Raw genomic sequence first — 24,515 nt, 5'->3', positions numbered from 1 at the left:
CATGGACAGGGGCGGCGGCCACTACAGAGAAGGCGATCCGCGTCCGGGCGCAGGCGAGGCACGGCGCCCGGACGATGACTGGCGCGCGATCGGCGAGTTCCGTCCGGCGGGCGCCGCGGACGCCGCATCCACCGCAGGCGCCTCTCGCATGGTGAGCGGGAACGGCGCCACGATCTGCCCGGACTGCGGCGAGCTCGTCCAGGCGCGCGACCGCTTCTGCGAGGAATGCGGACGGCCCAGCGACCTCGTCGTCGCAGGCGCCGCGTTCAAGGCCGCCGCGCCCGCCTGCACCGACTGCGGCGCGGCGGCGGTCAGCCCGGACGGCTACTGCGAGCAGTGCGGCATGCGGCAGCCGAACGGGCGTGAGCACATCGAGATCGCGCTGGAGGGGGAGCGGAACCGGGTCCCGGCCGCCGGGATCAGCGACCGCGGACTGCGGCGCAGCCGCAACGAGGACGCCCTCGCGCTGGTGAGCCTTCCCGGACGCGTCGTCTGCGCGGTCGTCTGCGACGGCGTGGCCACCGCGCCCGGATCGGAGGAGGCCGCGCAGCTCGCGGCCGAGACCGGGGTGTCGTTCCTGGCCCGCAGGTTGACCGCGGGCGCGCCCGCCGACAGCGCCACCCGTTCCGCGGCCGGCCGTGCCGCACGCGCGGTGGCCGGACTGGGCGGCGCCGACCACAACTCCCCCGCCTGCACGTACGTCTCGCTGGTCGTCGACGCCGACACCGTCACCGTCGGGTGGGTGGGCGACAGCCGCGCCTACTGGCTCGCGAACGGGTCGTCGGCGCTGCTGACCGAGGACGACTCGTGGGCCGTCCAGAAGATCGCGCGGGGGGAGCTGAGCACGGACGAGGCGCTGGCCGACCCGCGCGCCCACCTGCTGACCGGCTGGCTCGGCGCCGACGCGGGGCATGTCGAGGCGCACGTGCGGACGTTCGTGCCCGCCGGCCCGGGGCTCGTCCTGGCCTGCAGCGACGGCCTCTGGAACTACCTGCCCGACCCGCCCGCCCTCACCGCCGCGGCGAGCGGCGAGGGTGATCCGCTCGGCGCCGCGCGCCGCCTGGTCCAGGCGGCCCTCGACGGCGGCGGGCACGACAACGTCACGGTGGCGCTGATCCCGTTCCCCCCGACGGACTCATCGCAGGCGAACGCAACGGCCGAACACTCCAGGGAGAACCGCAGATGAGCGACCTTCCCGAGTTCACCATCAAAGTCGACCAGAACCCCTACCTGCCCGCGGGCGGCAGGGAGATGCACGCGGTCGTCACCGTCGAGGCGACCGGCGCGACAGGCGCGACCGGGACGGCCGGAGCCTCACCGGGCATGCCCGGATCCGGGGCGGCGGAGGCGGCGGAGATCATCATCATCGACACCTCCGGGTCGATGTCGTACTCCGGGAAGATGGCGGCGGCCAAGCGGGCGGCCAAGGCGGCGCTGAACGTGCTGCGCGACGGGGTGCACTTCGCGGTCGTCGCCGGCGCGAACCAGCCGCGCATGATCTACCCGATGGGCGAGCGGCTGGTGCAGGTGAGCGACCGCACCCGCCACGACGCGCAGCAGGCGGTGGCACGGCTGGACGCGGCGGGCGGCACCGCGATCGGGTCGTGGCTGCGCCTCGCCGACCGGCTGTTCGACGCGCACCGCGACGCCGTACGGCACGCCATCCTGCTGACCGACGGCAAGAACCAGCACGAGAGCGACGAGGAGCTCGACTCGGCGCTCGCCAAGTGCGCGGGCAGCTTCGTCTGCGACGCGCGCGGCGTCGGAACCGACTGGGAGGTCGCCGAGCTCCGCAAGATCGCCTCGGCGCTGCTGGGGACGTTCCTCGACGTTCCCGACCCCAAGGACCTGGAGCGCGACTTCCTCGAGATGACCAAGACGGCCATGGGCAAGGAGGTCGCCGACGTCATGCTGCGCGTGTGGACGCCGCAGCACGCGCGGCTGATGTTCGTGAAGCAGATGATCCCGACCGTCGAGGACCTGTCCGCCAAGCGGATCGCGTCCGGCCCGCAGACCGGCGACTACCCGATCGGCGCGTGGGGCACCGAGGACCGCGAGTACCACCTGCGCATCGACGTCGACCCCGGCGACGTCGGCCGGCAGATGCGCGCCGCGTGGGTGAAGCTCGTCGTCCCCGGCTCCGGCTCCGACCCGGCCGAGCAGGTCCTCGCCTCGGGGAACGTGCTGGCGGAGTGGACCGACGACGAGGCCAAGTCCACCCGCATCAACGGCCGCGTCGCGCACCACACCGGGCAGTCCGAGCTCGCCGACGCGATCCAGGAGGGCCTGGAGGCGCGCCGCAGTGGCGACGAGGAGACCGCGACCGCCCGCCTCGGCCGCGCCGTCGCGCTGGCCAAGAAGGTGGGGAACGACCAGATCTCCGGCCTGCTGGACCGCGTGGTGGACGTCGTCGACGAGGAGTCCGGGACCGTACGGCTGAAGTCGAACGTGTCCAAGGCCGACGAGATGTCGCTCGACACGCGTTCGGTACGCACCGTCCGTACCCGCCAGGGCGGGACCGGCGAGCATCCGGCTGGAGGGTGAACGCGATGCCGACCTGCCCACGCGGGCACACCTCGGCCGCCACGGACTACTGCGACGTGTGCGGCGATCTCATGACGGGCGCGGCGCCCGCCCGCTTCTCGTTGCAGGAGAACGGCAGCGCGTCGGTCAAGGAGTCGGCGGGTCCCGTCGAGACCTGCCCGTACTGCGGCATGCCGCGCAACGGCCGCTTCTGCGAGGACGACGGCTACGACTTCGAGGCCGGTTCCATGCCCCGGGTCGCCGCCCCTGAAGGCAGCCCCGTCCAGACCGCGTACCTCGACCAGCAATCCATGCAGCAGGCGTCCCCACCACCGCCTCCGCCCCCTCCACCCACCGCGGCGCCTCCGCCCCCTGCGCCTGTGCCTCCGCCTCCTGTGCCCACGCCTCCTGCGCCTCCGCCTTCTGCGCCGACGCCCTCCGAGCCGTCACCGGCACCACCGGCGTCACCGGCGGCGCCCGTCCAGGCGCGCACTGACGTGCCCGAGGAGACCCCGGCGCAGGCCCCGGCCTCCGGGCCGTCGGCGGCTCAGACGCCGGCGGCGCCGCCAAGCCCGGCGCGGCGGATCAGTGGCTGGTCGGTGACGATCGTCGCCGATCGCGACTACTACGCGTCGGTGATGGAGATGGAAGGGCCGGACGCGGACGGGCTGGCGTTCCCGCCGTACTGCCCGGAACGGCGCGTCCCGCTGATCGGGGACCGCATCCGGATCGGGCGGCGCAGCATGACGCGGGCGCTGTTCCCCGAGATCGACCTCGGGGTGGCGCCCGGGGACCCGGGGGTCTCGCACGAGCACGCGCTGCTGCTCGCGCAGCCGGACGGGTCGTGGCTGCTGGTCGACCCGGGATCGACGAACGGCACCACGCTGAACGGTGGGACGACTCCGCTCGACGCCAACGTGCCGGTTCCGGTGGGCGACGGGGACCGCATCCACGTCGGCGCCTGGACCACCATCACGCTCCACGGGGAGGGCACCCGATGACCACGACCGAGGTCGGCCCGCCGCTGCCGGAGACCGCACCGCCCCCGGCGGCGAACGCGGACCGAAGGCAGGGGCGGCTGCGGACGTTCCTGCGGGCGCGGTGGCTGAAGACCATCCCGGGCCGGATCCGCGCGGCCGTCGCGGCGGCGCTGGCCGTGCTGATCGTCATGCTGGTGGTGCTCAGCGTGGCGATCGGGAACGCGCGGGACGGCGTCAAGACGATCGGGCACGACGCGGGCCCGCAGGTCGTGGCGACCGGGTCGCTGTTCTTCTCGCTCTCCAACATGGACGCGCAGGTCGCGAACGTGCTGCTGATCGGGCGCCAGCACGACCTGGGCATCGGCTATGACGAGTCGCTGCGGCGCTACGAGCAGCGCCGCGCGGAGGCGGGCCAGGCGGCCGTGCAGGCGGCGCAGCTCGCGGGCGACGACTCCAACATGCAGGCGACCGTGCGCGAGGTCATCGACGGGCTGGGCCGTTACGAGCGGCTGGTCGGCGAGGCGATGCTGCTCGACAAGCAGTCCAACCACGCCGCCGGTCAGGTGCCCAAGCAGGTCGTCGACACCTACAACCAGGCGTCGGAGCTGATGCGCCTCGAACTGCTCCCCAAGGCGTACAACCTGACGCTGGACAGCGGCGCGACCGTCCGGCAGTCGTACGAGAGCAAGCGCTCGGACGTCAACTCGGGCCGCCTGTGGCTGGCGATCACGGGCGGGCTGCTGCTGGCCGTGCTGATCCTGACGCAGCTCTACCTCGCCGCCACGTTCCGCCGCCTGGTCAACCCGGCGCTCGCGCTGGCGACCGCGGTGACGTTCATCCTCGTCGCCGTCGGGATAGGGATGCTGTCGGCGCAGGGCTCGCACATCAAGAAGGCCAAGGAGGACGGGTTCGACTCGATCCTCGCGCTGTCGCGGGCCCGCGCGATCAGCCACAGCGCGTTCGCCGACGAGGCCCGCTACCTGCTGGATCCGAGCCGCGCCGACACCTACGAGCAGACCTACCTCGACAAGTCGCAGTCGGTGCTCTTCATCGACCCGAAGACACAGCCCGCGAACCTGGAGACCTACTACGCGCGGCTGCCCGCGGTCCTGAGCACTTACGACCCGGCCCGGGACAGGGGCGTGTTCCTGGGGTTCTTCGGTGAGGAGGCCGACCGGGTGCGGCCGGGCGTGGAGATGAGCGCGCTGGTCAGCACGCTGGGCGCGTACCGGAAGGTCATCGACGACGACCGGCGGATGCGCGCGCTGGCGACCGGCGGCAAGCCCGACGAGGCGCTCAAACTGCGGATGGGCCGCGACACCGGCGCCATCAAGGACTTCGACGACTACGACACCGCGCTGATGCGGCTGAACGAGGCGCACCAGGGCGCCTTCGACCGCGCCATCAAGGACGCCGACGGCGGGCTGAGCGGCTGGACGGTGATCCCGGTGGCGGGCGCCGTGGTGATCGCGGTGCTGATCCTTGCCGGGGCACGGCCGAGGCTGGCCGAGTTCCGATGACCGGAGGAGACCACAGAGCCATGCGCCAGCCAGCCACCCTCCGCCGCCCCCTGCGGGTCGCCGCCGTTCGGCGGACCGCGGTCGCCGCGGCGCTGCTGATCGCCTCGGCGGGCCTGGTCGCCTGCGGGAGCATCGGCGACGACGGCAACGACACGATCCTGCACAAGCGCTCGCTGGTCATCGGGGTCAAGGCCGACCAGCCGAGCCTCGGCCTGAAGCTGAAGGACGGGACCTACCAGGGGTTCGACGTCGACGTCGCCAGGTACGTGGCGGGCAAGCTCGGCGTGCCCGCCAAGCGGATCACCTTCCGCACCACCCCGTCGTCGATCCGGGAGAAGGCGCTCGCCGACGGCGACGTCGACCTGATCTTCGCGACGTACTCCATCACGCCGTCCCGCAAGACCAAGGTCACCTTCGCCGGGCCCTACTACGTCGCGCACCAGGACACGCTGGTCCGCGCCGGCGACCAGTCGATCACCAACGTGCGCAACCTCAAGGGCAAGCGGCTGTGCGCGGTGACCGGCTCGAACTCGTTCAAGCGGGTGCAGGAGGAGCGCAAGATCGCCGCCACCGCGGTGCCGAGCCCGACGTACGGCGAGTGCGTGCCCAAGCTGCTCGCGGGCCAGCTCGACGCGGTCTCCACCGACGACCTCATCCTGGCCGGCTTCGCGGTGACCCAGCCGCCCGGCAAGGTGAAGATCGTCAACGCCCCGTTCACCGACGAGAAGTACGGCGTCGGTCTGAAGAAGGGCGATCTCGCCGGATGCGAGGCGGTCAACCGCGCGCTCACGCAGATGTATCAGGACGGCTCGGCGGGGCGGTTCCTCAACAAGTGGTTCGGCAAGTCGGGGCTGAAGCTCGTCAACAGCGTCCCGCAGTTCGAGGGCTGCACCTGACGCCAGGGAGTGCCGACGCCAGGGAGTGCCGACGTCGGGGAGCGCTGACGTCGGGGAGCGCTGATGCTGAGGCTCGTTAGGAGCCGGGCTGGGAGCCCGCGCCGGACGGCAGCGCGGCGACGGCGTCGCGGAGGGTGTCGAAGACCGGAACGAACTTGTCGATGCCGGTGATGCGGAACACCCGCTGCACGCGTTCGGGGAGCGCGATCAGGGCGATGATGGTGCCGCGTTCGGTCGCGCGGCGGTTGGCCGCCACGATGGCGTTCAGGCCGGTCGAGTCACAGAACGTGACCTCGCGCATGTCCACGACCATGGGCGAGCCGGTGTCGATGACGTCGAACATCGCCTTCTCGAACTGCGGTCTGGAGACGACGTCGATCTCGCCCTGCACCCGTACGAGGGTGCAGCGGTCGTGGTGCATCAGGTGTATTTCGAAGTCCATGGGCAACCTCACGTCCCTGGTGGAGAGCGCCCGCGACCCTGCCCGGTGACCCTCAGGATTGCGCACCCGTGCTCGCATTCCAAGCGCTTCCAGGGAAAAGGTCCAGGTGGTCCGGTGGCATACCGGGCCCATAACCCGCAGATGCGGCGTTCAACCCACTTATGGGCTTCCGGACGCCCACTGGGCACCAAGAGTCACGGATTGGGACAGCGTTCACGTCCTGGACATCCGTCACCGGTCAAACGATCACCTTCGCTCGCTTCTCTGTCCCTGCTCAGAGAGAACCGATAAATGGGGAGGTCAGCCGGTGTCTTCGGCTGGAAGGATGCGGCGTACCGCCGCGGTCGTGCTCGCGTCGGGGGTCGCGGTGGGCGCGCTGGGCGCCGGGCTCGCGGGCGCGTCGAACGGCGACCGGACCAAGGACGTCCGGGCCGCCGTCAAGGGCGGGAAGGCGCGCAACGTCATCCTGCTGATCGGTGACGGGATGGGCGACTCGGAGATCACCGCCGCCCGCAACTACTCGGTCGGCGCCGCCGGCCGCCTGAACATGGACCGGTTCCCGCTGACCGGCGCGTACACCACGTACGCCCTGCAGAAGGCGAACCCGAAGCTGCCCGAGTACGTGACCGACTCGGCGGCGAGCGGCACCGGCTGGGCGACCGGCCACAAGAGCTACAACGGCGCGATCTCGGTGACCCCGGACGGCAAGCCGAAGAAGACCATCCTGGAGCTGGCCAAGTCGGCAGGGTTCCGTACCGGTGACGTCACCACGGCCGAGCTGTCCGACGCCACCCCGGCCGTCCTGGCCTCGCACGTGGTCGACCGTTCCTGCCAGGGCCCGGCGGACATGAAGTCCTGCCCGGCCAACGCCAAGGAGAACGGCGGCGCCGGCTCGATCGTCGAGCAGCAGGTCCAGACGGGCGCCGACCTGTACCTGGGCGGCGGCAAGGCCCGCTGGGACCAGACCGTCAAGGCCGGCAAGTACAAGGGCAAGACCGTCATCGACCAGGCCAAGAACTCCGGCTACAACGTCGTCACCGACGCCGCCGGGCTCGCCGCCGCCAAGCCGTCGCGCAACGGCAAGCTGCTCGGCCTGTTCGCCGACGTCAACATGCCGCAGGAGTGGACCGGCCCGCTCGCCAGGACCGGCGGCACCGACCCCTCCAAGTGCACGCCGAACCAGCAGTTCAGCGGCCCGCACCTGTCGCAGATGGCCACCAAGGCGATCAACGTGCTGGACGGCCAGTCCCGGCACGGCAAGAAGGGCTTCTTCCTGCAGATCGAGGGCGCCTCGATCGACAAGCGCGACCACGCCGCCGACCCGTGCGGCCAGATCGGCGAGACGGTCGAGTTCGACAAGGCCGTGAAGGCCGCGCTGGACTTCGCCCGCCGCAACCCCGACACCCTCGTGGTGACCACGGCCGACCACGGTCACACCAGCCAGATCATCCCGCTGGAGGCCAAGAGCCCCGGCCAGACCGCCACGCTGATCACCGCCGACGGCGCGCAGATGAAGATGAACTACGCGACCATGCCGGCCGGTGAGTCGCAGGAGCACACCGGTACCGAGGTGCGCATCGCGGCGCGTGGCCCGCAGGCCGCGAACGTCACGGGCGTCACCGACCAGACCGACCTGTTCAGCACGATCACCCGGGCCCTCGGCGTTCGCCGCTGATCTTCAGGCCCTCATGGGATGAGCCCGGGCGCGAGCGGGTGCTGCAGCACCCCGCGCCCGGGCTCGCCCGTTTCCGTTGAACGTTGCTTAGTGAACGTTTCTTAGGCGCTCAGCGCGCGCAGCCGACCTTGGTGATGTCGGGATTCGCGGCGAGAGTCCCTGCGGACGTACGGAAGCGGTAGGCCGAGCAGTAGTAGAACGACAGGCTGTCCTGCCGCTTCAACGTCACCGGCGCCCACTTCCCGATGGCGACCGGCTCCAGGTAGCGGAGCGAGGGGGCGAGCAGGGCCTTGTCCGCGGCCGGGTCGTGCTTGAGGTACTTGGCAAGCCATGCCTGGGCGTACGCGCTGGCGAGCGCCTGCCCGTAGCGGGACGCGGGCAGCACCAGGGGAACGTCGGTGTAGTCCAGGTGCGTTGCCGCCCGGGGCACGACGACCATGCTGTCCACCCCCGAAGCCGTCCACGTGTCGTAGCCGGACTTGCGCTCGCGATAGGGGTCGGGCGCCTTGTCCGGGGAGCAGCCCTGGCACGAGTCGTACGCCGTGGGCACGAAGCCGTAGTCGGCTTGCAGACCCAGCGCGGGCACCACGGGACGCGGGGCGGGCCAAGCCGGGTCCGTGCGGTTGGAGAGCTTGTCGAGTGCGACGACGGTCTGCACGCGCGGGTCAACGCCCTGCAGGTAACTCACCGCGGCCGCGCCGTAAGAGTGACCGATGATGGCGATGCGGCTCGTGCGTCCAGGAGTCACCGTTCGCCGGTCGGGGCTGCGGTCGTAGAGCTTCCAGAACGGGTTGAACGCGTTGACCTTGGCCGACCCGGCGGCAGGGTTGCGCCATCGATGGGAAGGGCTCGACTGGAAGAAGCTCAACGCGTCCTGCGTGCCATAGAGGAAGTTCGCGCCCTGCTGTGAAATCACTCCCGGGCAACCGCCTTGCTCGCCCGGCAACGGCTTGGCAGTCGGGTCGCAGAACGGGAGGTCCGCGACCGGCCCTTGGTGGGGAAGGGTCTCGCTGCGCCCCTGGCCTTGCACGTCATAGGTGAGGACGATGTAGCCGCGTTCGGCCAGATCCTGGGCCAGCCAGGTGTACATCCGCTCGGTGCCCTGAACCGACCCGGTGGTGATGACGACGCCTGGGAACGGCCCTTTTAGCTTCTTGCCGGTGTACGGGTCGCGGGCCCCGGGAAACGGGGCGTACACGGTGCCCTTGATGAGCGCGCCGTAGCGGTTGGTGTAGGAGACGGGGACGGCCTGGCCGCGCCGCCCCGACCAGCCCTCGCGGAGCGGGTTGCCGATGTTGGCCGGTGGGAAGAGCATGCCGAGCGTCACGCTGGGCCGGTTGAGCCGCCGCGCCTGGTCCGCCCAGTCGGCGATCGCCTTCGGGCCGACCTGCGTGGCGAGCGCGGCCAGGTAGGCCGGACTGCGCAGCTGGCCGCCGGGCCCGAAGATCCGGCCCCACGCGTCCTGCTGGTTGCGGGCGTCGCGTTCCTTGTACGCGGGCGTCCCGGGCGCGGGCCCGCCTCCGGCCGATGCCGCCGATACCGCCGATGCCGCCGCCGATGCAACCGCGGCCGATGCCGACGCCGATGACGCAGCGGCGACGCTCGTGCCGAGGAGCAGCGCGGCCGTGGCGGTGAGCGTGATCGTGCGGCGCGGGTGCCGTCGAGGGGCCATCGTCGCCTCCGGGGGTGGGCGGAACGCTTATTGGACCGGGCATCCAGCGGGACCCAGGATACGGCTGAGGTGTGAGCCGCGTCACGACCCCGCGGCCGGAAAACCTACGCTCCGGAAACCTACGGCCCAGAAACTTACTAATGGGTAGGAAATGGCGGGCTGGATTGGACGCGTGATCCAATGTTGGGCGGCAATTCACGATGGGTCGTTGTGGTGGGAAATATCTCAGAACGACCTGCTGACCTGCGGGGAAGCCATTAGTGCGGTCCGCGGCCACAGAAACCGGCCGATCTGGAACCGTCACCGATCGAAGCTGGCGTTACAGTATCGGTGCCGAATTCAGGAGGCTGGGTGTTCTACACGTTCATGACCCGCGTGGTCCGTCCGATCCTCTGGCTGGTCTTCCGGCCGAGGGTCGAGGGCGGCGAGAACGTCCCGGACTACGGTCCGATCATCGTGGCCAGCAACCACCTGTCGTTCATCGACAGCTTCATCATCCCGCTGGCAGTCCCGCGGCCGGTCACCTACATCGCCAAGGCCGACTACTTCGCCGGCAAGGGCTTCAAGGGCCGGTTCGTCCGCTGGTTCCTCACCAACCTCGGCCACGTGCCGGTGAAGCGCGGCGCCCAGCGGGCCGCGATGGGCGCCCTGGAGCAGGCCGTCGACATCCTCGACAACAGCGGCGCGTTCGCGATCTACCCCGAGGGCACCCGTTCGCCCGACGGCCGCCTCTACCGCGGCCGGACCGGCGCCGGCTGGCTCGTGCTGGCCTCGGGCGCGCGCGTGCTGCCGGTCGGCCTGGCCGGCACCGAGAAGATCCAGCCGATCGGCTCCTCCCGGCCGCGCGTCTTCGGCCCGCGCCCGACCGTGCGGATCGGCGAGCCGATGGACTTCTCGCACTACAAGGACCTGCCGCCGGCCAAGGCCAGGCGTGCCATCACCGACGAGATCGTCCAGATGATCCAGAAGCTGTCCGGCCAGGAGTACACCGGCGTCTACAACGAGCGCGCCAACTCCTCCGAGGCCCCCTGACCCTGACCGGCATCTCCACTCACTTGATCGTGGTGCCGGCCTTGCCCGCCGCCTCCGATTTGACCGAGTCGATGGCCGACTTGACCGAGTCGATCTCGCCCGGGTTGAAGTCGCCCGACTTCAGCTTGCCGACCAGGCCCGACAGTGAGGCGCTCAGCTTGTCGACGGGCTGCTTGAGCGCCTTGCACAGGGTCGGGTCGGCGGTGACGAGCTTGCGCGCCGAGTTCAGCCGGTTCACCGCGACCGCCGCGGCGACGCCCGCCTTCACCACGGCGCCCTTGTTGATCGAGTCGCCGGTCTTGAAGGCCTGGTCCTTGTACGGCTTCCAGATGTAGCGGTGGAACGCGCCGAAGGCGATGGCGGCGTCGGCGGCGAAGCGGGTCTTGGCGAACTTCTTGGTGGCCGAGGCCGGGCAGCCGTCCGAGGTGGTCGCGTTCGGCGTGGCCGAGCCCCCGGCCGAGACCGCGTTCTTCTCCTTGTCGCCGCAGGCCGCGGCCCCGGCGAAGACCAGCGCCACCAGGAGCATGGGCAGCACGACGAGTTTGCGGAACATCTTCCTGAATCCCCCGATTCATGCGGCGCCCCGTGTGCACCGGGCGTCCCAGGAGATCTACCCAGCCCCGCGCGACATGATCACAACCACGGCCACAACCACAACCACAACCACAACCACAACCACGACCGCGGCCACTGCCGCGACCACGACCGCGACCGCGACCACGACCGCGGCCACTGCCGCGACCTCAGTCATGATCACCGCATGATCGCGGTGTGTCGTCTTACGGTCGGCTTGTCCGAAGCGCGTGTCATCCGCGGCCGCCCGCGCCGCGTGCGCTTAGGGTCAGCCGACATGGCGCACAGGCTCCTTCCGATCGCGGTCCTCATCACGGCGGCGGCCACGGCCGCCGCGTGCGGCGGGGGCGGCGAGCGCACGCGACCGGTGCGGGCGACCGGCGGGGTGGCGGCCGGCACCGGCTACACCTCCGACCAGCTCGAACAGGCGCTGCTGAACGATCTTCCCGGCTACCAGCAGGCGGGGGAGCCCGACTCGGGCGAGTACGGCGCGCTGAAGCCGATCCAGAGCACGGCCCAGCTGCAGCAGCAGGTCAAGCTGGACAAGCCGCGCTGCGCGTCGGCGGCCCGCGCGGGCGGGTTGCAGGACAAGAGCCTGCCCGCGGCCACCACCACGTTCTCCCGCGGCAGCGGCCAGACCGCGACCGAGACGCTGGTGTCGCTGTCCGGCGACGCCGCCGAACGCCAGGTGAAGACGCAGGTGCCGGTCGGCTGCAGCACGTTCCGTACGAGAGTCGGCGCGCAGTGGTCCGAGCACGAGATCGTCGAGGCGCCGCCGGGCACCATCGGCCAGGGCTCGCGCACCGTCGGCGTCACGACCGTGGCCGGGAGTTCGCACACCAAGGCCTGGTATGTGGTCCTGCGCGGGCAGCGCTACCTGGCCACGCTCGCGCTGTACGGCCCGAACGCGACCCGCGACGAGGCCGAGCAGCTGGCCCGCCAGGCCTACGACCAGGCCGAGAAGATCCTGCCCTGATCACCCCGGCCCCACCGGCGCCCACGACGGGATACCGTTCGGACTACGCGTGCGCGCGCACGCGCCTGAGCGAGCGGGAGAGCCCTTGATCGGCAAGGAGGGCCGGGTCACCGGCAAGATCGGACCGGGACTCGTCGGCGAGGTGATGATCGCGATCCGGGGCGGCGCGGAGGCGTTCTACGCCCACCCGGTCGACCCGCGCGAGGAGATCCCGGTCGGCGCCATCGTCGTGGTCGTCGAGTACCATCCGCCGCGCACCGTGTACGTCGCGCACGCCCTCGCCTGACGTCACCCCCGAGCCCTCGCCTGACGTCGCGCTCACGCGCTCGGCCGACCTTCCCGAATCCCTCGTGAAACGAGGGTGATCCCGGTGCGAACCGCACGCGCCTGCTTTGCGTCTATTGGATGCCGGTGACCATACGGCCGCCGGACCAAAGACACTCCCCAAGGAGGAGCGGTGCCAATTATCGCGCTGGCGGTGGGCGGCGTCGTCGCAGTGATCGTTCTGGTCATCATCTTCAAGTTGATCTGGCGGGTCGCGGAGCCGAACGAAGCCCTCATCATTTCCGGACTGGGCGCCAAGGCGCACAATCGGGACACCGCCGAGAGCCTCGGCTTCAAGATCGTCACGGGGAAGGGCGTCTCGGTGCTCCCGGGCTTCCAGACCTGCCGGCGGCTCTCCCTCGACACGCGCGCTTCCGACCTCGAGGTCGCCTGCGTCACCCGTCAGGGCATCAAGGTGCATGTGCGCGGCGTCGCCATCTACAAGGTCGGCGACGACTTCGTGTCGATCGCCAACGCCGCCCGGCGCTTCCTGGACCAGCAGAAGCTGATGGACGACAAGACCCACCAGCTGTTCGCCGGTCATCTGCGATCGATCATCGGTCACCTCACCATCGAGGACCTGATCCACAACCGTGAGGAACTCACCAACCAGGTCCGCACCTCCTCGGCCACCGAGATGAGCAAGCTCGGCCTCGTCGTGGACTCGCTGCAGATCCAGGAGATCGAGGACGAGAGCGGCTACATCGAGGCGCTCGGCCGCCCGGACGCCGCCGCGGTCGCCGCCAAGGCGCGCATCGCCGAGGCCGCCCGCAACCAGGAGGCCACCGTCGCCGAGCAGGAGGCCGCGCGGCAGAACGCGGCGGTCATGCGCGACACCCAGATCAAGCAGGCCGAGTACAAGGGTCACGTCGACCAGGCCGCCGCGCAGGCCCGGCAGGAGGTCATCCTCAAGGAGACCCGCAACGCCGAGCTGGAGGCCGAGCGCACCGAGAAGCGCCTGGAGAGCGAGATCCGCAAGCCCGCCGACGCCCGCGCGTACGAGCAGGTGAAGCTGGCCGAGGCCGAGCGCGAGGAGCGCATCGCCTACGCCCAGGCCGCCGCGCAGGAGGTTCAGCTGAGGGCCTCCCGCGAGGCCGAGGCGACCCGCCTGATCGGTGAGGCCAACGCCGACGCGATCCGCCAGAAGGGTCTGGCCGAGGCCGAGGCGATCAAGGCGCGCGCCGCCGCCCTGGCCGAGAACCAGGAGGCGGTCATCGCCCAGCAGCTCGCCGAGAACTGGCCGCAGATCGTCGAGGCGGGCGCCGGCGTGTTCGGCAACGTCGACAACATGGTCGTGCTGAACGGCGCCCAGGGCATGGAGGAGATGCTGGCCAAGGCCCTCACGCTCGGTGGCACCGGGCTCGGCCTGGCGCGCAACCTCCTCAGCAACATGAACGGCACGGGCAACACGGCCAACGGCCACGCCCCTGCCCCCGCCCCCGCCGTCGAGGCCCCGGCCCCGCCGGCCCCCGAGGCCTCCGAGTAAGGCCTGACCCAACACCCGCCTGTCCGCCGCGGCTCGCCCGGCGGACAGGCGGGTGTGGCCTTATCGGGGCCCCGGGACGGCTAACGTTCAAGGCATGTCCGTGCCCCGGCTCGCCGTCACCGTCGACCTTGTCGTCCTCACCGTCCGTGAGCAGCGGCTCTCGGCGCTGGTGTGGCGGCGCGACCGGGCACCTTATGACGGGTGCTGGTCCCTGCCCGGCGGCTTCATCCAGCTCGACGAGGACCTCCCGGCCGCCGCCGCCCGCCTGATGGCCGAACGGGCCGGGCTCGCGGACGTGGCGGGCCTGCACCTGGAGCAGCTGGCGACCTACGGCTACCCGGACCGTGACCCGCGCCAGCGCGTGGTCAGCGTGGCCTATCTCGGCCTCGCGCCCGACCTGCCCGCCTCCAGTCGCGCGCAGGTCCTCTGGAAGCCCGTCGACGACCTCGTTCACCACGACAGCGCCGCGTTCGACCACCGCCGCATCCTCTGCGACGGCATGGAACGAGCCCGCGCCAAGCTGGAGTACACCTCCCTCGCCGCCGCGTTCTGCCCGCCCGAGTTCACCGTCGCCGAGCTCCGCCGCGTCTACGAGATCGTCTGGGGCACCCCCCTCGACCCCCGGAACTTCCACCGCAAGGTCACCGGCGCCGACGGCTTCCTCGTCCCCACCGGCCGCACCACCACCCGGGACGGCGGTCGCCCCGCCCGCCTCTACTCCCGAGGCGACGCCGAACAACTCCGGCCACCCATGCTCCGCCCCCGCCCCGACCACCAGCCCGCCTGACCTGGCACTCCGGGCCGTCACCCGGCTAAGATCACGCTACTTTTCCACTCCCCCCGCGGAAAAACGTGATCCCTTGCGCAGAACCCTCTTCGGCGTGCCCGCAACCCTCCTGGCCGCCGCCCTGACCCTCCCCACCGCCACCCCGGCCGCCTGGGCGGACGCCTCACCGGCCGTCGCGGCCAAGATCGCGACCTCGATCACCGGGTTCACCACCGACCGCACCGAGGTCGACGCCGAGCACCGCCACGTGACGTTCAGCGGCCGCCTGGCGGTCACCGACGGTGGCGCGGCCGTCCCGAACGCCGCCGTCAGGATCTCCCGCGGCAGCGCGCTGGTCGCCCGCACGACGACTGACGCCACCGGGCATTTCGAGGTGGCCGCGGATGTCACGGCGGGCGGGCCTTACCTCGCCCAGTTCGCGGGCGACGATCAGTTTTCCAACAGCCTGGCGGGCGTGAACCTCGGCGTTCACCAGCTGCCCGCGCGGATCTCCCTGGACCGCAAGCCCGCCCGGGTGGACGCGGGCTCGGCGCAGACGTTCACCGGCGGCCTGGAGTGGCAGGGCTCGGACGGCTGGCATCCTGCCGCGCAGACCCGTGTGTGGATTCAGCAGTGCCTTGACGCGAACTGCACCTCGGTCCGCCAGGAGTCCGGCTACACCGGCGCCGACGGCCGGTTCGCGATCTCCGCGAAGGTGTACGCGTGGGGAACGTGGTCCGCGCTGAGCGGCGGCCCGTCGTTCCACGAGTTCTACCAGCAGGTCGCGTCGGGCAGGCAGGACATCGACGTCCGCTACCCGACCGCGATCAAGGGGTTCGACGTCACGACCGAGCCCGCGCCGCTCGGTGGTTACGCGCATTTCAGGATGCAGATCCTGCGCAAGGGCGCTACCTGGCAGGGCTATCCGTCCCACCAGGCCGTGCTGTTCTTCCGGCCCAAGGGTTCCAAGACCTGGATCCGCACGAAGAGCGGGGCGACGTCCGACAGCCGTGGCTACGCCGACGCCTGGGTGCGCGTGCCGGGTGACGGCGATTGGCAGGCACGCGTCCTGTCCACCGCCGAGAGCATGCCCAGCACGAGCGGGACCGACTACGTGGACGCCCGGTATGCGACGCGGATGGTGTGGTTCAACGCGGCTCCGGAGCCGGTGCGGAAGGGGCGGAAGATCACGTTGTCCGGGGCGCTGGCGTACGTGAAGCCCGGAAACCCGCTGATGCCCGGGCTGAGCAAGCGGAAAGTGAGGTTCTACTTCCGCGATGCCAAGACCAAGAAGTGGAGCTACCTCGGCAGCGACGTCACCGACTCCATGGGCGAGTTCAAGCGGCAGTTCGTCGCCAAGCGGGACGGGACGTGGCGGGTGTATTTCGCGGGGGAGGCGAACTTCCTGAAGTCGTTCGGTAAGGACGACTACGTGGACGTGCGTTAGGCGGAGGTGGTCGGCGGGGCCGCAGAGGTTTCCGGTGGTCCCGCCGGGTAAAGAATTCCGTGAGATGCACCGGGCATGACGAAGCCATTGCTAGCTTTTTGTCCCATGGATGGCGATATGTCCGAGGAGCTTGGCCTTCTCGTCCGCGACATCGGGGACGCCGGAGTCGCGGAAATGACCACCACGCCGGGGCTCGCGGCGGCCGTTGACCAGCATGTGGCGGCGCTGCGCGACGACATCGGGGTCCACCCCCACCCGGACGTGCTGATGGACTACCTCCACGTCTTCGCCGAGGACGCGTTCCGGCGGGGCTGGTGGCCCGACAGCACCCGCGACTGGGAGTTCGTCCGGATCGTCGCGGTCTGCTGGATGATGCGGCAGACCGCCTTCTAGGGCGATTCGGCCTATCCGTAGGCTATGCGCACGACCCCTGCATCAACCTGGAGGACAACGGTGTCCGAGCCAACCACCCCTCGCTTCCGCTCGGTGCTCGACCGCTTCGTGGCCTACAAGCCCGGCAAGGTTGTCACGTCGCCCGACGGGCGGTCCTTCAAGCTCTCCTCCAACGAGTCGCCGCACGGACCGCTCCCTTCGGTGGTCAAGGCGATCACCGAGGCGGCGCTGACGGTCAACCGCTACCCCGACAACAACTGCACCGGCCTGATCGAGGCGATCTCCGCCAAGTACGGCGTGCCCACCTCGCACATCGCGGTCGGCTGCGGCTCGGTCGGCGTGACTCAGATGCTGCTGGAGGCGGTGGCCGAGCCCGGCGCCGAGGTGATCTACGCCTGGCGGTCGTTCGAGGCCTACCCGCTCCTGGTGTCGCTGTCGGGCGCCACGTCCGTGCAGGTCGAGCTCAAGGACGAGACCCACGACCTGGACGCGATCGCCGACGCCATCACGCCCGAGACGCGGCTGATCTTCGTCTGCAACCCCAACAACCCGACCGGCACGATCGTGCGCGGCCCCGAACTCGAGGCCTTCCTCGACCGCGTCCCGGCCGACTGCCTGGTGGTGCTGGACGAGGCCTACCGCGAGTACATCCGCGACGACGAGGTCCCCGACGGGCTGACCCTCTACCCGAGCCGCCCCAACCTGGTCGTGCTGCGGACCTTCTCCAAGGCCTACGGGCTGGCGGGCCTGCGCATCGGCTTCATGGTCGGGCACCCGGCGGTCGCCGAGTCGGTGCGCAAGACGTTCCTGCCGTTCAGCGTGAACGCCGTGGTGCAGGCCGCCGCGATCGCCTCGCTGGCCGCCACCGACGAGCTTCTCGAACGCGTGGAGAACACCGTCAAGGAGCGCGAGCGGGTCCGGAACGCCCTGATCGCCGACGGCTGGACCGTCCCGCAGACCGAGGCCAACTTCGTCTGGCTGCGGCTGGGCGACCACACCATGGACTTCTCGGCCGCCTGCGACGCCCAGGGCGTCAGCGTCCGGCCGTTCGCCGGTGAGGGCGCCCGCATCTCGATCGGCTCGCCCGAGGAGAACGACGCCTTCCTCGCGGTCGCTCACGACTTCCCGCACCGGCTCTGAATCCGGCTCTGAATCCGGCCCTGAAACCGGCCCTGAATCCGGGTCCGAAACCGCGCAGGAGCTAGCCCGGCTAGCCCAGGAGGCCGCCTGAGCCGCCTCCGGTGTCCGTCGCGCCCGTCGTGCCGCCCGTACCGCCGTCAGAGCCGCCCGAACCGCCAGAGCCGGTGTCGCCGCCGGACGGGGTGGTCGGCGGCGGGGTGTCGGGCGGTTGCGTGGCGGGCGGGGTGTCCGGAGGCTGCGTCGCCGGTGGCTTGGTCGCCGGCGGGTTCGACGCGGGCGGCTTGGTCGCGGGCGGCTTACTGGTGGACGGCCTGGTCGACGGCTTGGCCTTGCTCGTCGACGGCGCCGGCGTGGTCGGCTTGATCGTGGTGTGCGGGGACATGTTGGGGGAGATCCCCGGCGCCGGGGCCCCGCCGCCACCGTCCGGGGTGCCGGTCCGGTCGGCCTTGGGCGTGGCGCTCTCGGCCGGCGCGGGCGAGGGCGACAGCTCCAGAACGGCCGGAATCCCCTTGCGGATGGGCTCGTAGCCCAGCATTGCGGAGGCGAGCACCCCGCTGCCCAGGACGACGACCGCGGCCCCCGCCGCCATCGCTATCCGGGCCCGTTCATGCGGCGGCCTGTCCCTGAAAGCGAGCTTTGGACGGTCGTTTGACGTCACGTCGTTCATGGCCTGTCCCCCGGGCCCAGCCGGTCAGAATTGACCGGTTCATTTCGAATGTACGCCGAGGGAGCGGCGGTCGGTCTGACCGGCTGCGGCCTCTTCCGACCACACGATCCGGCGTCCTTTCACCGTCCCTCGCAAGGGGGACGCCGGATCATGTGGCCGGGTTGCCCGGGCCGCGTTCATACCGTGCGGAATGCTCAGATGCCAGCTGTGGGCCTCAAGTAGCGGCCTTGGGGCCGAGCTTCTCGACGATCAGCCGGTAGAGCTGCCGCGGACGGCCCGGTTGCGGCGTCCGGTTGGGCGGCAGCGGCCACGCCAGGCCCTCCTCGACCAGGGTCCGCAGCAGGCGCCGGGCGGTACGCGGGGTGACGCCCAGCATCTTGCCCGCGTTCTCGGCGTCCACGATGAGCGGCTGGTCCTGGTCGCCGAGCTTGTCGGCCAGGCGGGCCAGGATCTCCAGGCCCTTGGGCTTGGCCTGAGGCTGCGCCCGAGGCGGCGTACGCGGCGCGGGCACCAGCGCCCGGCCGTCGCGGTCCAGCGCGAAGCCCTGCGCCCGCTGAGAGCTCTGAGAGCGCGCCAGGGCCGCCCGTGCGTGCGTCTCGGCCTCGTGCGCCGTACGGCCCATGCCGATGCCGACCTCGATGGCCAGGCCGAGCTCCTCGCGGACCCGTTCGACGAACGGCGGCGTCCGGAACCCCTCGGTCGACGCGGTGACCGAGCCACGCGTGGCGATCACCAGGTAGCTGTGATCGTCGAGCGGCCACACCGAGGCGTTCATCCGGTGCGCCTCCTGCAGGAGGACGCGGTGGAGCGCCAGCTTCAGCTCGTCCCGCCAGTAACGCGGCGTGACCCGGCGCGGCGTCTCGCGCAGCGTCGGTACGTCCACCAGCACGACGACCAGCTGCGACTCCTCCAGCCGGTGGTGCGCGCCGAGCAGCGCCGCGGTCTGCAGCGAGCTGCGGATCGCCGCGCCCGTCGGCCGCACCCGGATGGTGGGCACGCCCGCCATCTCCATGCGTTCGGCGGTGGCGTGCACGCACGTCATCGCGACCGTGGTCGCGCCCCGCCGCCACAGGCGCTCGTGGAAGGCCGCCAGCGTTCCCGGACCGGCCGCCTCCTCACGCAGGTGCACCTGGTCGGTGGGCAGGTTGATCTCGGCGTAGGCCTCCTCGACCTCGGCGCGGCCGAGCACGTCGATGCTCACCCGCGAGGGATCGAAGCGGTCGTCGAGGGAGGCGCGCAGCAGCGCCCCTTGGAGTGCCGCTCCGTTCAGGGGCACGTAGGTCGCCGGCATCGTGAGGACGCCGGCCTTCCGCGCGAAGTCGTAGGGCACCGGGCTCGCGAAGAGGCACACGTCCACGCCCGAGCCGAGGCGCACGACCTTGTCGGCCGCCTCTTGCTCGTCGCGGTACGCGGCCGCGACGAGGCGGCTCGGCACCGGCGTCGGTCCGTGGCCCATCAGCATGACCCGTTCCACCAGGTCATGCGGGCCCACGACGCCTATTGTCAGGTCGGGGGTCACCGAACCCGTCCTCGCGGCCGTCATCAGCGCTCGCTCGCTTCCCGGTCTGCCCAGTGTTCCGCCCCCTTGGCTACGCCCCGCCAGTCCCGAGGCCGGAGGCCCGGCGGCTCCGGAAATGCGTTCGCGCACGCTTCGCCCAACGGTTGACTCATGGCTTGTCGCCCCTGCCTTCTGACCCTGCACCGCAGTTCCCGTGCGATTCGTTCCTCAGTGGGCAGATCGGGTCAGGGCGACGATGTGTGACGCCCAGACGCGAAATCGAATCAAGAGTGCGGCGAAAAAGTAACCTACGCGACCCCTTGGTCAGTAATTTGTCACCATTCGGTCAGTCTCGATCTCGTATCTTCGGTCGTCCGAAGATGAAAAACAAGACCCGAAAACGCCGCAAGGGGCCCCTCATGGCGCTGATGCGCACTCAAGAGACCCCTGCGGCGTCCGTTTGGTTTACGTGGTGCCCGAAATTCGACCGCCCCGCACAGCGTGGCCGGAAAAGAACGAGCAGACCGGAAAGAAGATCAATCAGCCTCGCGCACGATCTCCGCTCCGAGCTGCGAGAGCCGCTCCGCGGTGTGCGCGTGACCCCGGTCGAGGTAGTACGCCGAGGTGATCGTCGTCTCGCCCTCGGCGGCCAGGCCGGCCAGCACCAGCGCGCTGCCGCAGCGCAGGTCGTGCGCCTCGACGGTCGCGCCGCGCAGCCCCCGCGGCCCGTTCACCTTGGCGCGGTTGCCGTCCACCTCGATGTCGGCGCCCATCTTGGCCAGCTCGCCGGCCAGCTTGAAGCGTCCGTCGAAGATCCGCTCGTAGACGTAGGACGGGCCGTCCGCCAGGCACGACAGCGCCATGATCGGCGACTGCAGGTCGGTGGCGAAGCCCGGGTACTCGTCGGTGATGACGTTGATCGGCCGCAGCGTGCGGTCGCGCCGCACCTGTAGCACCGCGCCCTGCTGGTGGAACTCCACGCCCATCTGCTCGAGCTTGTCGCCCGCGACGCCCAGGTGCTCCAGCGAGGCGCCCACCAGGTTCAGGTCGCCGCCGGTGATCGCCGCCGCCATCACGAACACGCCGGCGTCGATCCGGTCCGGCATCACGGTGTGCTCGACCGCGGTGAGCTCGCCGACGCCCTCGACGGTGATGAAGCCGGTGCCGCCGCCGCTGATCCGCGCGCCCATCCGCTGCAGGATCTGGATGTTGTCCAGCACCTCGGGCTCCAGCGCCGCGTTCTTGATCAGCGTGGTGCCCTTGGCCATGACCGCGGCCATGATGAGGTTCTCGGTGCCGGTGTGCGAGGGCGTGTCGCAGTAGAGCGTCGCGCCGCGCAGGTCGCCGGCCTTGATGTGGATGATGCCGTCGCCGTTGTCGGCCACCTGCTCGGTGACCGTGGCGCCCATCCGCTTGAAGCCGTTGTAGTGGAAGTCGAGGTTCCGGCTGCCGAGGTTGCAGCCGCCGACGCCCTCGATGACCGCCTCGCCGAGCCGGTGCAGCAGGGCCGGGACGAACAGGAACGAACCGCGGAAGCGGGACGCGATGTCGGCCGGCAGCACCGGGCTGGTGAGCGTGGAGGCGTCGATGACCAGGGTGCGCTCGGCCTCGTGCAGCTCGGCCTTGGCGCCGACGGCCCGCGCGAGCTCCACGGCGCGGCGAACGTCCTCGATGATCGGGACGTTGCGGAGGACGGTACGGCCCTTGGAGGCCATCAGCGAGGCGCCGATCATCGGCAGGACCGCGTTCTTCGCGCCCTGGATGAACACCGTGCCTTGCAGGGACTGGCCTCCACGCACGCGGTAACGAACCTCGTGGCCCAAGCTCATGCCGCTTAACTCCTTCGTTGCGGGGTGCGCCTAACGAAACAAATGGGACTGCCCGCCCACCCGTTCACTATGAGAACGGCGGGTCACAGGGGCCGAGAGCGTCGAACGGTGTCCCGTGCGCCAAACGTTCCCCAGTAAACCATCGCGGTGGGGATGAGGCGTCCGGTACACACGTCCGTGGCGTTGGCCTGCCTGGTTAGACAGCTTGCACCGCGAGAAGGTTCGCTCCCTTGCGCGTCACCCGAGTGTGAGCCGCGCTTCACCCTTAGTCCACATGTCAAAGCGACCTGATCCGGCGGTGCCGAAGGCTGTGCGGAAACAGGACGCGTCAGGCCTCTTCCAAGATCTCAACGGTATCGCCGACCATAAGGGTTCCCAGAACGCGGGGCACGGCGTTGTGGCCGAAGCGCAGGCCGCGGTCGATCATCCGGTAGGTCGCCAGGGTGCGCAGCGGCTCGCGGCCGCGCTCGCCTGTGTCCTGGTCGGTCGTGGTGATGACGCAGCGCGCGCACGGCTTGACCATCTCGATCTCGGCGCCGCCGATGCGCAGCCGCCGCACCGCGTCCTCGGCGTACGCGCCGAGCCCCGAGAGCACCAGGTTGGGCCGGAACCGGTTCATCGGCAGCGGGTCCGCATCGCGTTCGGCGAGTCGCGCGTTGAGGTCGGCCAGCGACTCCTCGGAGATCACCAGCAGCGGGTAGCCGTCGGCGAACGCGACCTCGCCGCCGCCCCGCGAGGTCGGCCGGTGCCCGGTGAAGCGCATCAGCCGAACGTCGGCGTTCAGCAGGGCCGAGAACCAGTCCGCCGCCTCGTCGCCCTGGTCGACGCCCTGGCACTCGGACCTGTGGACGGTGACGTCGCGGACCGGACCGTTGTCCACAGCCTTGTGGACAAGTGTGCTGAACGCGAGGGCCGGGTCGGCGACGTCGACGGTGAGGATCTCCCCGTCGTACACCGGCCGCAGCAGCGCCATGCGCGCGTACTCGCGCTGCGACAGGAACCGGCCCTCGGCGTTGGTCAGCATGAACTCCCGGTCGAAGGGGAGCCCCGTCGCGCCGAGCTCGGCGCTGCGCAGCGGCGTGCCGCCGCCGCTCTTCAGTGGGTAGACGTTGAGTTCGGTCAGGACGCCCAATCGGGACCCCTTCCAGACGGATCGTCAGACGAGCGCCGCGAGCCGGTCGAACATCGGCCCGAGCCGTTCCACGAACCGCTCAGGCCGGCAGACCGCGTCCAGCCGCTCCTCATCGAGCGTGAGGCCGGCCTCGGCCGCGTGCTTGCGCAGAGTCTCCCTGAACGGCACGCCGGTCTGCCAGGTCTCCATGGCGGCCTTCTGCACGAGCGGGTAGGCCTCGTCGTCGCGCGACATGCCCGCCTCGACCAGCTCCAGCAGCACGGTCGAGGTGTAGATCAGGCCGCCGGTCGAGTCGAGGTTGACCCGCATCCGCTCGGCGTCCACGACCAGGCCGGACATCAGCCGGTTGCTGAGGTTCAGCATGTAGTCGAGCGCGATCGAGGCGTCCGGCAGCGCGATGCGCTCGGTGGAGGAGTGCGAGATGTCGCGCTCGTGCCAGAGCGGGATGCCCTCCATCACCGGAACGATCTGGGCGCGCACGATCCTGGCCATCCCGGCGAGCCGCTCGGAGATGATCGGGTTCTTCTTGTGCGGCATGGCCGAGGAGCCCTTCTGGCCCTTGCCGAACGGCTCCCAGAGCTCGCGGACCTCGGTGCGCTGGCCGTGCCGCACCTCGAGCGCGATCGCCTCGCACACCGTCGCCATGATCGCCAGGCTGGAGACCCACTCGCTGATGCCGTCGCGGATGACCACCTGGGTGGACACATCGGCGGACTTCAGGCCGAGCCGGCGCGCGACGTGCCGCTCGATCTCCGGGTCGATGTTGGAGTACGTGCCGACGGCGCCCGAGATGGCCATCACGCCGACCGCCTCGCGCGCGCTCTTCAGCCGGTCGCGCGAACGGGCCATGGCGAACGCGAAGTCGGCGACCCGGTGGCCCCAGACGTCGGGCTCGCCGTGGATGCCGTGCGTGCGGCCGACGCGCAGCGTGGCGCGGTGCTCCAGGGCGTGGTCGCGCAGCGTCGCGACCAGCGTGTCCGCCTTGGCCAGCAGGATGTCGGTGGCCTCGACCAGCTGCAGCGCGAGCGCGGTGTCGAGCAGGTCCGACGAGGTCATGCCGAAGTGGACGTAGCGCGCGGCCTCGCGCGGCGTGGTGTTGTCCGCCCACGCCGACAGGAACGCGATCACGTCGTGCTGGGTGACCGCCTCGATCTCGTGCACGGCCTCGGGCGTCGGCGGCGCCGCGTTCCGCACGGGCTCCACCACCTCCGCCGGGATCGTGCCGGCCTCGGCGTGGGCCTCGACCACGAGGGTCTCGACCTGGCACCACAGCTCGTACTTGTGCGCGTCACTCCAGACGCGCCCCATCTCCGGAAGGGTGTAGCGCTCAATCACAAGGTCGATTCTCCCAGGTCGGGCCGAGTGCCCTTGACCACCGGGTGACCACCGGGGCTGTGACGGAACGAATAGAAAGGTTTGTTATCTGTTGGTCCGCCAGTGCCCTATGCTTCGTTCGGCACCGGCCGTGAGCTGGGAAGACGCCCGAGGTGGCGGGCGTTGATCCCTAGGGTGGCGGGCCGGCGGCCCGGGCATTTCGGGGGCTC

The 24,515-nt window shown here is 70.5% G+C and carries 23 protein-coding genes; 14 read left to right on the top strand and 9 right to left on the bottom strand.

All coding sequences use genetic code 11. The features are described from left to right. Position 1: 1 nt before the first annotated feature. The 5 genes from J4573_RS19305 to J4573_RS19285 are packed head-to-tail and all read left to right on the top strand — an operon-like array spanning position 2 to position 5,919. Positions 2–1,186 (top strand): PP2C family protein-serine/threonine phosphatase, encoded by a 1,185-nt coding sequence (locus J4573_RS19305; RefSeq protein WP_243773226.1) that lies wholly within the window; start codon positions 2–4, stop codon positions 1,184–1,186. Continuing rightward, a complete protein-coding gene (locus J4573_RS19300; RefSeq protein WP_208257125.1) occupies positions 1,183–2,544 on the top strand; it encodes a VWA domain-containing protein in 1,362 nt (453 codons plus the stop codon). Before J4573_RS19305 ends, J4573_RS19300 begins: the two co-directional genes overlap by 4 nt. 5 nt (positions 2,545–2,549) lie before the next feature. Then, entirely contained in the window at positions 2,550–3,524 is a 975-nt protein-coding gene (locus J4573_RS19295; protein ID WP_243773225.1) for an FHA domain-containing protein, read from the top strand. Continuing rightward, positions 3,521–5,023 (top strand): GlnX family signal transduction membrane protein, encoded by a 1,503-nt coding sequence (locus J4573_RS19290; protein ID WP_243773224.1) that lies wholly within the window; start codon positions 3,521–3,523, stop codon positions 5,021–5,023. Before J4573_RS19295 ends, J4573_RS19290 begins: the two co-directional genes overlap by 4 nt. A 20-nt stretch (positions 5,024–5,043) precedes the next feature. Further along, the gene (locus tag J4573_RS19285; RefSeq protein WP_208257124.1) at positions 5,044–5,919 is read left to right on the top strand and encodes a glutamate ABC transporter substrate-binding protein; all 876 of its coding nucleotides are present in this window, start codon (positions 5,044–5,046) and stop codon (positions 5,917–5,919) included. Between the two features lie 76 nt (positions 5,920–5,995). Here J4573_RS19285 and J4573_RS19280 read toward each other — a convergent pair whose 3' ends face one another. Continuing rightward, complete coding sequence (locus J4573_RS19280; RefSeq protein WP_208257123.1) at positions 5,996–6,361, bottom strand: STAS domain-containing protein; 366 nt, start codon at positions 6,359–6,361, stop codon at positions 5,996–5,998. A gap of 325 nt (positions 6,362–6,686) precedes the next feature. Here J4573_RS19280 and phoA point away from each other — a divergent pair, with 325 nt between their 5' ends. Further along, positions 6,687–8,036: an alkaline phosphatase gene (phoA, locus tag J4573_RS19275; RefSeq protein WP_243773223.1), complete on the top strand. Its 1,350-nt coding sequence runs from the start codon at positions 6,687–6,689 to the stop codon at positions 8,034–8,036. A gap of 109 nt (positions 8,037–8,145) precedes the next feature. Here phoA and J4573_RS19270 read toward each other — a convergent pair whose 3' ends face one another. Next, complete coding sequence (locus J4573_RS19270) at positions 8,146–9,708, bottom strand: alpha/beta hydrolase family protein (RefSeq protein ID WP_208257121.1); 1,563 nt, start codon at positions 9,706–9,708, stop codon at positions 8,146–8,148. Positions 9,709–10,059: 351 nt separating this feature from the next. On the opposite strand from J4573_RS19270, the gene J4573_RS19265 reads away from it, so the two are divergent. Further along, positions 10,060–10,740 carry a lysophospholipid acyltransferase family protein gene (locus J4573_RS19265; RefSeq protein ID WP_307796728.1) on the top strand — a complete coding sequence of 227 codons (681 nt, stop codon included), beginning with the start codon at positions 10,060–10,062 and terminating at the stop codon, positions 10,738–10,740. Positions 10,741–10,759: 19 nt separating this feature from the next. Here J4573_RS19265 and J4573_RS19260 read toward each other — a convergent pair whose 3' ends face one another. Then, positions 10,760–11,293, bottom strand: a complete 534-nt coding sequence (locus J4573_RS19260; RefSeq protein ID WP_208257120.1) for a hypothetical protein — start codon at positions 11,291–11,293, stop codon at positions 10,760–10,762. A 57-nt stretch (positions 11,294–11,350) separates the two neighbouring features. Continuing rightward, the gene (locus J4573_RS19255) at positions 11,351–11,491 is read right to left on the bottom strand and encodes a hypothetical protein (protein WP_208257119.1); all 141 of its coding nucleotides are present in this window, start codon (positions 11,489–11,491) and stop codon (positions 11,351–11,353) included. Positions 11,492–11,590: 99 nt separating this feature from the next. Here J4573_RS19255 and J4573_RS19250 point away from each other — a divergent pair, with 99 nt between their 5' ends. From J4573_RS19250 to hisC, 7 genes are all read left to right on the top strand, one after another. Beyond that, positions 11,591–12,289, top strand: a complete 699-nt coding sequence (locus tag J4573_RS19250; RefSeq protein WP_208257118.1) for a hypothetical protein — start codon at positions 11,591–11,593, stop codon at positions 12,287–12,289. A gap of 85 nt (positions 12,290–12,374) precedes the next feature. After that, a complete protein-coding gene (locus J4573_RS19245; protein WP_208257117.1) occupies positions 12,375–12,575 on the top strand; it encodes an NfeD C-terminal domain-containing protein in 201 nt (66 codons plus the stop codon). A gap of 171 nt (positions 12,576–12,746) precedes the next feature. Then, a complete protein-coding gene (locus tag J4573_RS19240) occupies positions 12,747–14,099 on the top strand; it encodes an SPFH domain-containing protein (protein WP_208257116.1) in 1,353 nt (450 codons plus the stop codon). A gap of 94 nt (positions 14,100–14,193) precedes the next feature. After that, positions 14,194–14,886: an NUDIX hydrolase gene (locus J4573_RS19235; RefSeq protein WP_208257115.1), complete on the top strand. Its 693-nt coding sequence runs from the start codon at positions 14,194–14,196 to the stop codon at positions 14,884–14,886. Positions 14,887–14,959: 73 nt separating this feature from the next. Further along, positions 14,960–16,312 carry a carboxypeptidase-like regulatory domain-containing protein gene (locus tag J4573_RS19230; protein ID WP_208257114.1) on the top strand — a complete coding sequence of 451 codons (1,353 nt, stop codon included), beginning with the start codon at positions 14,960–14,962 and terminating at the stop codon, positions 16,310–16,312. 117 nt (positions 16,313–16,429) lie between these two features. Further along, complete coding sequence (locus tag J4573_RS19225) at positions 16,430–16,705, top strand: DUF6401 family natural product biosynthesis protein (RefSeq protein WP_208257113.1); 276 nt, start codon at positions 16,430–16,432, stop codon at positions 16,703–16,705. Between the two features lie 24 nt (positions 16,706–16,729). Further along, positions 16,730–17,845 (top strand): histidinol-phosphate transaminase, encoded by a 1,116-nt coding sequence (gene hisC / locus J4573_RS19220; RefSeq protein WP_208257112.1) that lies wholly within the window; start codon positions 16,730–16,732, stop codon positions 17,843–17,845. Positions 17,846–17,915: 70 nt separating this feature from the next. On the opposite strand, the gene J4573_RS19215 is transcribed toward hisC, so the two are convergent. The 5 genes from J4573_RS19215 to purB form a co-directional block, all read right to left on the bottom strand. Then, on the bottom strand, positions 17,916–18,434 hold the full coding sequence (locus J4573_RS19215; protein ID WP_208257111.1) for a hypothetical protein: 519 nt from the start codon (positions 18,432–18,434) through the stop codon (positions 17,916–17,918). 292 nt (positions 18,435–18,726) lie between these two features. After that, positions 18,727–20,055, bottom strand: coding sequence for a transcriptional regulator (locus J4573_RS19210; protein WP_208257110.1), 1,329 nt, complete (start codon positions 20,053–20,055; stop codon positions 18,727–18,729). Positions 20,056–20,546: 491 nt separating this feature from the next. After that, complete coding sequence (murA, locus tag J4573_RS19205) at positions 20,547–21,833, bottom strand: UDP-N-acetylglucosamine 1-carboxyvinyltransferase (protein WP_208257254.1); 1,287 nt, start codon at positions 21,831–21,833, stop codon at positions 20,547–20,549. 334 nt (positions 21,834–22,167) lie between these two features. Beyond that, positions 22,168–22,971 (bottom strand): MOSC domain-containing protein, encoded by an 804-nt coding sequence (locus tag J4573_RS19200; RefSeq protein ID WP_208257109.1) that lies wholly within the window; start codon positions 22,969–22,971, stop codon positions 22,168–22,170. A 24-nt stretch (positions 22,972–22,995) separates the two neighbouring features. Beyond that, entirely contained in the window at positions 22,996–24,306 is a 1,311-nt protein-coding gene (purB, locus tag J4573_RS19195; protein WP_208257108.1) for an adenylosuccinate lyase, read from the bottom strand. Positions 24,307–24,515: the final 209 nt, after the last annotated feature.

It is taken from the genome of Actinomadura barringtoniae (genome assembly GCF_017573505.1).
GTDB lineage: Bacteria > Actinomycetota > Actinomycetes > Streptosporangiales > Streptosporangiaceae > Spirillospora > Spirillospora barringtoniae.
The sequence above is the reverse complement of the archived record's forward strand: the minus strand, read 5'-3'. Positions and strand labels throughout refer to the sequence as shown.